The sequence below is a fragment of the Flavivirga abyssicola genome, assembly GCF_030540775.2.
Lineage (GTDB): Bacteria > Bacteroidota > Bacteroidia > Flavobacteriales > Flavobacteriaceae > Flavivirga > Flavivirga abyssicola.
Genome location: NZ_CP141266.1, coordinates 2630951 through 2643387 on the forward strand (window position 1 = coordinate 2630951; position 12437 = coordinate 2643387).

Sequence of the window (12437 nt, forward strand, 5' to 3'; positions counted from 1 at the left end):
AGGGAGGCTTATTCATCCCACCATACCGGAACATTAATACTATTATTGTCTGTTGCCGCTGCTGCCTCTGCATAATTGTCGGCATTCAAAGCTTCTTCTTCGGGAGGATAGGGCATCCGAACAGGTAATATGTCATTATTCAAACTTGCTGAAATTGATTTTAAATTAGGAAATCCAGTGCGTCTGTATTCTACCCAACCTTCATAACCATTAATAATATTGGCAATCCATTTTTGAGTGATAATTTGTTCTAAAGGCGTTGCTGTTGCGGTATTAAAATTGGCATTACCAGATAAATAATCTGAAGGTAAATCCGTATTCCAATATTCAAAGGCCAGAGTAACTCCGGTTTCATATAAAACTTGTGCATCGGCAGTAATGATACCTCTTTCGGCAGCTTCTGCTAAAGCAAAATGAACCTCCCAGGCTGTAATGAAATTAGCATCTAACGTTGAGGTGTCTTCTCTAAAAGCCGTTCCTGCAAGTGAATAATCGGCTAAAGTTACGGAGGTTGAGGTAGCATCAATACCGTTCAATAGACCATTGAATGCTCCGGAGTTAGAATTGGAAAATGGTTTGAATAATGTATTTATGCGTGGATCATTTAAACCGACTAAAATGTCTTCCATGGTTTCAGATAAAACAAAATTATTGAAATCACCAATACGTAGTTGTGCTAGCCTAAAACTATTAGGATCTGAATTTGTAAAATTAAAAATAGCATTTTGAGCATTAGTTTTAATATAATTATCATCGTCAAAAAGAGCTTGTAGCTGAGCGGATGTGTCCACCTTTCCTGAAATTCTAAGCAAATGTTTAATTTTTAAAGCATTGGCAAAACGAATCCAAGCCTGTAGATCGCCATTAAAAAGAATATCACCTTCTAATGGAATAGCATCATTATAATTCTCAATGGCAGTAATACCTTCATCCAAATTATCCAGAATACCACCTTCGTTTGTGTAAATATCCTCTTGTGAGTCGTAAATAGGTGTAACAGTTCCGTTAACGCCATTAAAGGCTTCAAAATAGGGGACATCTCCAAACAGATCGGTTAAACCAGCTGCCATATAAGCTTTTAAAATTAAAGCAGGACCTTCATAAACCTTAAATGCATCTATAGTTCTAGATTGATTTAAAATAATCTCATTGTCTCTTAGGTTCGTGTAAAAAACCGGCCAGGGATTACCTCCCAGTTGAGGCGATTTTAAGGCGTGTCTGTCAAATAAATTAAAGTCTAAAGCTGTACGGTGTTGCGCTAGTAAATCACCAGCAACGAAACCTTCATAACTCATTTCTTCACCAAAATTATAAATGACTTGTCTCAGTAGTAGACTTGGTTGTACGGTTACAGGTGCGTTAGGATTGGTGTTGATTTCCTCAAAGTCTTTAGTACAGCTCGTCGTTATAAAAAGACTTAAAATTGCGATGATATATAGGATGTTTTTTTTCATGTCTTTCTATTTAAAAGTTAAACCCAGCTTTAAAGCCAAAACTTCTTGTTGTTGCATAGCTTAAATCTTCTACACCATTAACAAACCCGTTACCTTGAACGGCTAATTGTTCAGGATCAAAATGCGGATTTTCAGTGATTGCGAATAGGTTATTTCCGGTGATAGAAAAACTGACATCGGCACCATGTTTCAAACCTAAAAAACCATCTTTTAGTCTGAAATTATAACCAACGGCAAACTGTCGAAGTTTTAAAAAAGAAGCATCATAAATATTGTTTTCTTCATGGTTTCTGTCAAAAAACTGACGGTAATAACTTTCTGCTGTAACTGTTGTGGTATTGGGTTGACCCGTTGTTTGGTTTACACCTTGTGCAACGATACCAGTATCAGGACGAAAAGCGGTTTCAGCTAATTGACCACCAACATTTCCTAAAGCTCTTGTTCTTGAAACTATTTCGCCACCTTGCCTCCAATCGAATAAGAAACTAAGATTCCAGTTTTTATAATTGAAATTATTATTCCAGCCTAATGTGAAATCAGGGTTGTAGTTTCCTAATTTTTGTAAATTATTATCAGCAATAAATCGTCCGTCGTCATTAATGATAAAATTACCATTGTCATCTTTTAAATAACCAGTACCGTAAAAATCGCCAATACGCCCGCCTTCTTCTACTTGAAACCAAACGGTTTGATTGGTGCTATCATAAATTCTACTGAATGCTAAAGTTAAACGACCTGCTTCTTGTGGCAAATCCTTTATAGTTGATCTATTGCTTGCAAAATTGAATGTCGTTTGCCATTTAAAGTTGTCATTTTTAATTGGGGTTATCCCCATAATAAGTTCAACGCCTTGCGTGTTTACTTTTCCACCATTGATAACTTGCTGGTTGTATCCTGAAGAAATTGCAATGGGTAAAGAGATAATTTGATCTCTTGTGGTCGCATTGTAATAAGTTATGTCAAAATTTAAGCGATCTTTAAAAAAGCGTAAATCTGCCCCAACCTCAAAACTTGTGGTTTGTTCGGGTTTTAAATTGGCATTTGGAATAAAGTTTTGATCACTGAAAGTTGGCTGCCCGTTAAAAGGCGTTTGTGATACAAAAGCACCAGATGTTTGATACGGGCCTGTGTCATTACCAACTTGAGCAACACTGGTTCTTAATTTAGCAAATGAAAATACGTTTGGTAATTCTGTAATATTAGATAAAATAAAACTAGCTGAAGCGGACGGATAAAAGAAGGAGGTACCATCAACCGAAAAAGGTGTTGCTAATGCGCTTGACCAATCATTTCTTCCAGTAATATCTAAAAATAAGTAATCTTTGTACCCTAATTTTGCAATACCATATAATGAATTGATCCGTTTCTCACTTTCAAATTGAAAGACCTCAATAGGAGATGCGGCATTGTTTAAATTAAAAATACCAGGCTGAGCCAAATTTACGGTTTGGGATTGTTTCGTAGATGCGGTTTGATCCAAACGATTTCCACCTATAGAAAAATCAAAAGAGAAATCACCAAATATATTTTTATAATTAATCAAGAAATCGGTATTTACTTCTCGGAACTTAACATCATGTTCTGCATAACCTCCGTTTTTAAATCGATTACTGCTAAAGTTTCTTCTCAATTGACGTGTTTCACTGCTATAGTCCATACCAGTTCTTAATGAAACACTTAAATGATCTGTGATTTTGTGATTAACCGCTATGTTTCCAAATATTCTATCGCGTTCAAACGAGTTTCTGTTTTCCAATAAAATGAAATATGGATTATCAAAAAAAGTATAGTTAAACGAATATTGTTGTATTCCTTCTAAGCCAGGTTGCCAGTAGTCTTTAAGATTATTGATGTTCAAAGAACGGGGTCCCCATGCGACTAATGAATAATTTACATTTTCACTGCCATAACCGTTTGAAGGTCTGTTATCGCTATTAGAATTTACATAACTAATGGAGGTGTTAATTTCCGTTTTTTCTGAAGGTTTAAAGTTGAGTTTTGCGCTAATAGTTTGTCTATCTAAATTGACTCCCGGAATAATCGATTCACTTCTTAAATCAGTAAAAGATAATCGATAATTTCCAGAGTCAAACCCATTTGAAATAGCAATGTTATTAATGGTTGTAACACCTGTTTTATAGAAATCTTTCAGATTGTCCGGATTGGAATTGAAAGGTGTTGCTGTAATAGGTAATCCGTTATATAATGCAGTGTCTCCACCACGAACAAAACGGCCGTTAGTTAATTGGACAGGACTATCAAATTGAGGAATCAAAATGCCAGCATCTAATTTAGGGCCCCAAGAATACGTGATGTTGTCACTTGTGCCACCACCTAGGCCATCAACAAATTCAAATTGACCAGATTGTCCTTGTCCGTATTGATTTTGGAACTCAGGTAATTTAAAAGCTGAATCTATAGAAATAGATGAATTTAAACTTACTTGAAATCCTTTTTTATGATTACCATCTTTGGTTTTAATAACGATAACACCATTTGATGCCCGTGTTCCGTACAGTGCAGCAGCATTGGCTCCTTTTAATACGGTAACGGATTCGATGTCATCTGGATTGACTTCCATGGCGCCATTTCCAAAGTCTATTTCTTGAAATCCGGCAGCAGCCTCATTTGTGAAATTAAAAATGGTTTCGTTGTTTATAGGAATACCATCTACCACAAATAAAGGGTTGTTATTTGAGAAAGATGACTCGCCTCGAATCGTAATTTTAGATGATGAACCAACTCCTGTTGCCCCTTGGGTTACTGTAACCCCTGCTAGTTTTCCTTGCAAATTATCCAAAAAGTTGACTGTTTTTACTTCAGTTAAACGTTTCGACTTTATGGCTTGTACCGCATAGCCTAGTTCTTTGGTTTCACGTTCTAATCCTAAAGCAGTAATAACAATTTCATCGAGTGTTGATGCATCTTCAAGTAAAGTAATATTTATGGTTCTTAACTTGCCAACAGCAATGGTTTGTGTTTTATAACCCAGAAATGAGAATTTGAGTTGATCTGACTCGGAAGCGACTTCTATGGTGTAATTTCCATTGTCATCTGTAGCAGTGCCTTGACCTGTGTTGGTTGTAATATTCACAAAAGGGATTGGTCTGTTACCTGTAGCATCGGTAACAGTTCCTGTAATAGTAATTTGTGCATGACTTATACTAGCAAAAACTAGCAACATGCAAAAGAGTATGTACTTCATTAAAGTCTTGAATAATTAGTAATTGATGTCTGAAATGATTCAGAGAGAATGTATGTTACAAAAGAAGCAGTGCAGGAGAGCCTTTATTGAATTGTTGTTGTAGTATGAAGTTTTCGACAAAAAATGTAGGTTTAGAAACTATCTTTTTTTCTGTCGAAGCAAATACATTGAGCAATTCTTTTATAGATATTGGAAGTGCTCTGTAACTATCAACAATTAGTTTTATATCTGAAGCTTTATCCAGGTCTGTTAAAACTTCAAGAAAAGTAATATTTAGTTTTTTCGAAGCTTTTAATTTGGTAATGCTTCTATTTAATTTTGAGGTGTTCCACGGTAATTTTAGAAATGTTTCGACATTAAAATGAGACTTTTTAATTCCCATTAAATAAAAACCACCGTCAGTTGATGGCCCTAAAACGATGTCATGTTTTTGGAGTTTTTCAACTGTTTTTAAAATATGGTTTGTTGTTAAATGTGGGGTGTCATTTCCAATAGTAATTACTGTATCAAACCCTTTATCGTAAACAGATTGTATGGCATTAGTAAAACGTTCTCCAAATGTTTGACCTGTTTGCTGTTTTTCCGAGTATAAGAAATAAGGTAAGCCTGCCTTTTTTACAATTCGTAATGTTTGAGCATTAAGCGTCTCAAAGATGTCTTTTGAAGATAAAAACGGTTTTAACGACGCTTCCTTTTTAGCAGAATTTGCAAATATTAATATGGCAGTTTTACTATTCAATATTTATAGTTTAAAATCTTAATTATAGATTTTTAAGTACTTCGATTAATAATTCAAAGTTCTGTTAAACATCCTCTTATGCTACAACACCTTGACAACTGCTTCCTGCGCCTGCGGTACAGCCGTAGCAATGTTGTGAAATGACGATATTTCGTCCTTCTAATAAATCTTCGTTATATTCCGAAATATGTTTTACTTTACTATTAACTGGTAACTCTAACATTTGATTAAAATCACAATCAAATAAATAGCCGTCCCAACTTATAGAAAGAGTGTTAGTACACATCACGTTTGCAACAGCAGTCGGATTATAAGCTTCTACTAAAGCATACATATAATCTTCATAATTTTCTGATGCGATTAAATAATCAAGAAAACGTGAAATAGGTAAATTAGTAATGGCAAAAAGATTATGGAATTGAATGCCAAAATCGTCCATTAACGCCTTTTTGAAATCTTTCTCCATAGCCATTTGGTCCCCAGGTAAAAATGCTCCGGATGGATTATATACTAAATCCAATCTCAAATCACTATCCGGCATACCATATCCAATAGCATTTAATTCTTGAAGTGCTTTTATCGATTTATCAAAAACACCATCGCCACGTTGTTTGTCAGTTTTGCCACGTGTCCAGTGTGGCATAGAGCTTACAACATGGACATTATGCTTTTTAAAGAATTCGGGTAAATCATAATACTTTTTATTTGCTCGAATAATGGTCAAGTTAGACCTGACTATAAAATCTTTGATACCCACTTTTGCTGCTTCCTCAACAAACCATCTGAAATCAGGGTTCATTTCGGGTGCACCGCCAGTTAAATCTAATGTATGCGCACCAGAATTTTTAATCACCTCAAGACATTGTTGCATGGTTTCGCGAGTCATGATTTCCTTGCGGTCTGGACCTGCATCAACATGACAGTGTTCGCATACCTGGTTGCACATGTATCCCACATTAATTTGTAAAATCTCTAGTTTTTTAGCTTTTAAAGGGAATTGATTTGTTTCTGAAATCTTTTCTTTAAAAGTAGGTAATTCACCATTTTGAAAAATACCATTAGATAGAATTTCCAATTGACGGTTACTTTGTGCTAAATCGCTTTCGCGTTTGTGTAATGATTGTGTTTTTACTTTTGTCATGTCTATATTATCTGAGATAATAATTTTATTTCATTGTTCATTTTGTCTTGATGCAAAACGAACCAAAAAATCAAATTAGGGCTTGACTTTCTAGTGAGTTATTTTTTATTTCAAATTATTTTTCCAACTTTCTAAACTCTATTACCCGTCTAATTTATTTACTTTGTTCATCATTTGTACGCCATGAACTAAAGTGGCTCCACTTTTTATAGCGGCTCCAACATGAATCGCTTCCATCATTTCTTCCTTAGTAACGCCACGTTGTAAACCATCTTTAGTGTAAGCATCAATACAATATGGACATTGTTCGGTATGAGCAACTGCTAATGCGATTAACGATTTTTCTCTTGCAGTTAGGGCACCTTCTTCAAAGACTTTGCCGTAATATTCAAAGAATTTGTTTCCTAATTCCTCACTCCATTCAGTAATTTTCCCAAACTTTCTAAGGTCTGCGGGGTCATAATATGTTTTTTGCATAAAATATAATTTTTACTAAAGATAAAAATCTATTGAGGTTTTGTCGAAAAATTAAAAAATACTTAACAAAAAAGTTCAACTATTATTTTCGACAAAAATTAATAGTTGAACTTTATGTTTTTTAATTTATTGTAAGCTGTGAAAAGCAAATTAAAACCTATTGATAAGCAGTGTTTTAAGATAATAGGGCGTCTTATTCTCTTATAAGACTTCTTGAGATTACAATTTTTTGGATTTCTGAAGTGCCTTCGTAAATCTGTGTAATTTTTGCATCACGCATAAGGCGTTCAACATGATATTCTTTTACAAAACCATTCCCTCCATGTATCTGTACAGCTTCCACAGTGTGTTCCATAGCAACTTTAGAAGCATAAAGTTTCGCCATGGCACTCGATTTGTCATAATTATTGCCTTGATCTTTATCCCAGGCAGCTTTCATAACTAAATGACGTGCAGCTTCGATTTCGGTATACATATCAGCCAATTTAAAAGCGATGGCTTGATGATTGCAAATTTCTGTGCCAAAAGCTTTACGTTCTTTAGAGTATTTTAAAGCTAACTCATAAGCTCCAGATGCAATCCCTAATGCTTGTGAAGCAATACCAATACGCCCTCCAGATAACGTTTTCATAGCAAATCTAAATCCAGAGCCATTAGCGCCTATTCTATTTTCTTTAGGAACTTTTACATCATTAAATTGTAGTGTATGTGTGTCACTTCCTCGGATACCTAGTTTGTCTTCTTTTGGTCCAATATGAAAACCTTCCATGTCTTTTTCAAGAATAAAAGCATTAATACCATGAGAACCTTTGTCTTTGTCTGTTTGCGCTATTACTAAATATACGTCAGCACTTCCGCCGTTAGTAATCCAGTTTTTTGTACCATTAATAAGGTAGTGATCACCTTTATTAATGGCTGTGGTTTTTTGTGAAGTGGCATCGCTACCCGCTTCTGGTTCACTTAAGCAAAAAGCACCTAGAAATTCACCAGTAGCTAGTTTTGTTAAATATTTTTGTTTTTGTTCTTCAGAGCCATAAGTTTCTAAACCATAACAAACCAACGAATTATTTACAGAGACCATCACAGAAGCAGACGCATCTATCTTTGATAACTCCTCCATAATAAGAACATACGAGATGGCATCCATACCACTACCTCCATATTTTGGATCTACCATAATGCCCATAAAACCTAATGCTCCCATTTTTTTTACTAGTTCCTTTGGAAATTTTTGTTTATTATCGCGTTCAATAACGCCAGGGAGTAATTCGGTTTGTGCAAAATCGCGAGCAGCATCGCGTATCATAATATGTTCTTCTGAAAGATTAAAGTTCATAATTTTTCGATTTATTATTGATTTGATAAAAAATATGTACAAATATAGCTTTTTGGTGTCATATTTTCAATGAGTATAGTTATTTTTACGCAATATGATAAAAAACAAGTACAATGTTATTGGCGTTATGTCAGGAACATCATTAGATGGAGTAGATGTTATTTATTCGCAGTTTGAAATAGATAATAATGTATGGCGTTTTAAAATTATACATTCTAAAACGATTTGTTACAATTCAAATTGGGAAGAGATACTCCGTAATTTAGTGTCATATAACGATACTAAACTACAACAAATAGATGACGATTATACAAATTACCTAGCGGGTATAATTAAAGATTTTATCAATGAAAATAATATAAAAAACATCGATGCTATTTGCTCACATGGGCATACTGCTTTACATCAACCAGATAATGGGATTACGTATCAGATAGGGAATAAACCAACAATGGCAACACTGTTGAATGAAAGGGTCGTTTGTGATTTTAGGGTGCAGGATGTTGAATTTGGAGGGCAAGGAGCACCATTAGTTCCTATAGGCGATAAATTACTGTTTTCTGAATACGATTTTTGCTTGAATTTAGGTGGGTTTGCAAATATTTCTACTGAATTTAATAATAAAAGAATTGCTTATGATGTGTGCCCTGTGAACATTGTTTTAAACCACTATACCAAATTAATTGGGTTAGATTATGATGATGGTGGTAAAATAGCCGAAACGGGAGTTATGAATAATGAGTTATTAAACAAGTTAAATGCACTTTCTTTTTATAAAGAAGATTATCCAAAATCTTTGGGTTTAGAATGGGTTAATAAAAACATTTTACCTCTAATTGATACTTTTCAATTGGAAACAAAAGACATTCTAAAAACATTTATAGAACACATATCTATCCAAATAGCAAAAGAAATAAACAAAAAGAAACAAGGTTCTGTATTTATTACTGGTGGTGGTGTTTACAATAATTACTTAATAGAAAGACTAAAACAGTATTCGCAGCATAACATTATCATACCTTCAAATACGGTTGTGGAATTTAAAGAAGCACTGATTTTCGGGCTTTTAGGTGTGCTCAAGTTAAGAGATGAAGTTAATTGCTTACAAAGTGTTACCGGTTCTTCAAAAAATCATAGTTCGGGCAAAATATATCTACCTTAAAAATAATGAAAAATTAATCCTAAAGGATTTTTGTTTTTTATATTTGTTACAATAATAATTTAAATCATTTTTATCATGAATCAGCTTTAGCTACGCTTAATAAACCCCTCTGGAAAAAAATAGATGTAAGCTAAAAATGAATCAACTTAAAAATAGAAATGAAAGCATTATTAAAAAAGTACGAAAATAAAGAACCAGAAATTGTATTTAATTGGAAAGATCCAGAAACATATGCCGAAGGCTGGACTGTTATAAATTCATTACGTGGAGGAGCTGCTGGAGGCGGAACACGTATGCGAAATGGTTTGGATATGAATGAAGTTTTATCCTTAGCCAAAACCATGGAAATTAAATTTACAGTTTCCGGACCAGCCATTGGAGGTGCAAAATCAGGGATAAATTTCGATCCTAAAGACCCTAGAAAAAAAGGGGTATTGGAACGTTGGTATGCTGCTGTTTCTCCATTGTTAAAAAGTTATTATGGTACTGGAGGAGATTTGAATGTAGACGAAATACATGAAGTTATTCCAATTACAGAAGAAAGCGGTGTTTGGCATCCTCAAGAAGGTGTGTTTAATGGGCATTTTAAACCAACCGAAGCAGATAAGATAAATAGAATAGGACAGTTGAGACATGGTGTTATTAAAGTCATAGAAAGTCCTGAATATTCCCCCGATATTTTAAAAAAATATACAGTAGCAGATATGATTACTGGTTTTGGTGTTGCCGAAGCAGTTAAACAGTACTATGATATTTATGGCGGTTCTGTTAAAGGAAAACGCGCCGTAATTCAAGGTTTTGGTAATGTAGGTGCGGCAGCAGCTTTTTACTTGTCTCAAATGGGAGCTAAAGTTGTTGGGATTATAGATATTTCTGGAGGTTTAATTAATGAAGAAGGATTTACTTTCGAAGACATCACGAATCTATTTCTTGCAAAAAAAGGGAATACATTAGTTAGTAATGATTTGATTTCTTTTGAGGACGCTAATGAAAGAATTTGGTCAATAGAAACAGAAATTTTTGCACCCTGTGCAGCATCACGCTTAATTACACTTCATCAAATAGACCAAATGATTGATAGTGGTTTAGAAGTTATTTCTTGTGGGGCTAATGTGCCTTTTGCAGATAAGGAAATTTTTTTCGGACCTATTATGGAACATACCGATTATAGAGTAAGCTTAATCCCAGATTTTATTTCTAATTGTGGGATGGCTCGTGTCTTTGCCTATTTTATGGAGCGTAAAGTAGAGATGACAGATGAAGCGATATTTAATGATACGTCAAATATAATAAGAGAGGCACTACAGAAAGTGTATAATAAAAATAAACTAAAAACAGAGATCAGTGCAACAGCGTATGAAATTGCACTCAATCAATTAATATAATATTTTATTTATGGAAGCAGCAATTATTCTAGTATTTGTAATGGGCTATTTAGCTATTACTTTAGAACACAGTATTAAAATTGATAAACTTATACCAGCATTAGTGATGATGGCTATTTGTTGGGCATTAATTGCATTAGGTTTAGAAAGCTTCCCAGAATGGTTTGATTCATCAAAGCATGCTTTACTAGATGGTTTTGGATCGTTTTCTTCAGAAGAAAAGACACATCTAATGGAAGAGACCTTACTGCATCATTTAGGTAAGACATCAGAAATATTAGTGTTTCTTTTAGGTGCTATGACCATTGTTGAAATTATTGATTATTTTGATGGTTTTTCTACTATTAAGGATTTTATAAAGACTAAAAAGAAAACGAGGATTTTATGGATTTTCTCTATTCTAGCATTTATACTTTCCGCTATAATAGATAATCTTACGGCAACGATTGTACTTATTTCAATACTTCAAAAAATTGTTAAAGACAGAAACGTACGTATATGGTTTGCAGGTTTAATTATTATTGCAGCGAATGCCGGTGGTGCTTGGTCTCCTATTGGAGATGTAACAACAACGATGTTATGGATTGGTAAAAAAGTAACTACTGGTCACTTAATAGGTTATTTGTTTGTCCCTTCTCTTTTGTGTATGGCTGTGCCATCATTAATAGCATCATTTTTACCAGCATTTAAAGGTGATTTAGATATCGAAGAGGTCAAAGAGAAAAAAAAATCGAGGTTTAGTAGTACGATGCTTTATCTAGGTTTAGGCGCCATTGTATTTGTACCAATATTCAAAATGGTTACCCATTTGCCTCCATATGTTGGTATGATGTTATCGCTAGGTGTAGTTGCGATTTTTGCTGAAATATATAGCAGTTCTAAATTCAGTATGACAGAGTTTGACTCTGAAGAAAGTGATGCTCATGCACATCACAGCCCGGTTCATTATTCTTTATCAAAAATAGAATTACCAAGTATTTTATTCTTCTTAGGGATATTGATGGCAGTAGCTGCTTTAGAATCCTTAGGTATTTTGTTTGGCTTTGCATCATCATTACAAGAGTCCATGCCTCAATTAGGAACTGAAATACACCCTGGAGGTGTGTCAGATTTAGTTGTGCTATTATTAGGTGTAGGCTCTGCAGTAATAGATAATGTACCATTAGTGGCTGCCAGTTTAGGAATGTTCTCAGAGCCATTAGACCATGAATTATGGCATTTTATTGCCTTTTCAGCAGGGACAGGAGGGAGTATGTTAATTATAGGATCTGCAGCAGGTGTTGTAGCTATGGGAATGGAAAAAATAGATTTTTTCTGGTACTTAAAAAAGATATCATGGTTAGCTTTAATAGGCTTCCTTGTCGGTTCTTTGGCATTTATGGTAACCAGAACGTTGTTTTAATAAATAAGGGTTTTCTGAAATTATCATTTTTGTGACATCGAAAACTCACAAACACTCGTAAATAACTAGGAATAAGTAAAGCAGGAACACTGCTGAAAGGTATTTTTATATACTTTAGTAGAAAAAGTAACGTTAT

At 34.2% G+C, this 12437-nt stretch carries 9 protein-coding genes; 3 read left to right on the forward strand and 6 right to left on the reverse strand.

Features of this window, described 5'->3' with window-relative positions:
• Positions 1-8: 8 nt before the first annotated feature.
• The 6 genes from Q4Q34_RS11020 to Q4Q34_RS11045 all read right to left on the reverse strand — a co-directional run bounded on the left by Q4Q34_RS11020 (position 9) and on the right by Q4Q34_RS11045 (position 8352).
• On the reverse strand, positions 9-1454 hold the full coding sequence (locus Q4Q34_RS11020) for a SusD/RagB family nutrient-binding outer membrane lipoprotein (protein WP_303318227.1): 1446 nt from the start codon (positions 1452-1454) through the stop codon (positions 9-11).
• 10 nt (positions 1455-1464) lie between these two features.
• The gene (locus Q4Q34_RS11025; protein ID WP_303318226.1) at positions 1465-4659 is read right to left on the reverse strand and encodes a SusC/RagA family TonB-linked outer membrane protein; all 3195 of its coding nucleotides are present in this window, start codon (positions 4657-4659) and stop codon (positions 1465-1467) included.
• Between the two features lie 55 nt (positions 4660-4714).
• Positions 4715-5398, reverse strand: a complete 684-nt coding sequence (locus Q4Q34_RS11030; RefSeq protein ID WP_303318225.1) for a TIGR04282 family arsenosugar biosynthesis glycosyltransferase — start codon at positions 5396-5398, stop codon at positions 4715-4717.
• A 76-nt stretch (positions 5399-5474) separates the two neighbouring features.
• Entirely contained in the window at positions 5475-6539 is a 1065-nt protein-coding gene (gene arsS / locus Q4Q34_RS11035; protein ID WP_303318224.1) for an arsenosugar biosynthesis radical SAM (seleno)protein ArsS, read from the reverse strand.
• Positions 6540-6680: 141 nt separating this feature from the next.
• Positions 6681-7016 (reverse strand): arsenosugar biosynthesis-associated peroxidase-like protein, encoded by a 336-nt coding sequence (locus Q4Q34_RS11040; protein WP_044637200.1) that lies wholly within the window; start codon positions 7014-7016, stop codon positions 6681-6683.
• 193 nt (positions 7017-7209) lie between these two features.
• Complete coding sequence (locus Q4Q34_RS11045) at positions 7210-8352, reverse strand: acyl-CoA dehydrogenase (RefSeq protein WP_303318223.1); 1143 nt, start codon at positions 8350-8352, stop codon at positions 7210-7212.
• A 94-nt stretch (positions 8353-8446) separates the two neighbouring features.
• Between Q4Q34_RS11045 and Q4Q34_RS11050 the strand changes: the two genes are divergently transcribed.
• The 3 genes from Q4Q34_RS11050 (at position 8447) to nhaD (ending at position 12301) form a co-directional block, all read left to right on the forward strand.
• Positions 8447-9514 (forward strand): anhydro-N-acetylmuramic acid kinase, encoded by a 1068-nt coding sequence (locus Q4Q34_RS11050; protein WP_303318222.1) that lies wholly within the window; start codon positions 8447-8449, stop codon positions 9512-9514.
• 158 nt (positions 9515-9672) lie between these two features.
• On the forward strand, positions 9673-10899 hold the full coding sequence (locus Q4Q34_RS11055; protein WP_303318221.1) for a Glu/Leu/Phe/Val dehydrogenase dimerization domain-containing protein: 1227 nt from the start codon (positions 9673-9675) through the stop codon (positions 10897-10899).
• Positions 10900-10909: 10 nt separating this feature from the next.
• Entirely contained in the window at positions 10910-12301 is a 1392-nt protein-coding gene (gene nhaD, locus Q4Q34_RS11060) for a sodium:proton antiporter NhaD (protein ID WP_303318220.1), read from the forward strand.
• Positions 12302-12437: the final 136 nt, after the last annotated feature.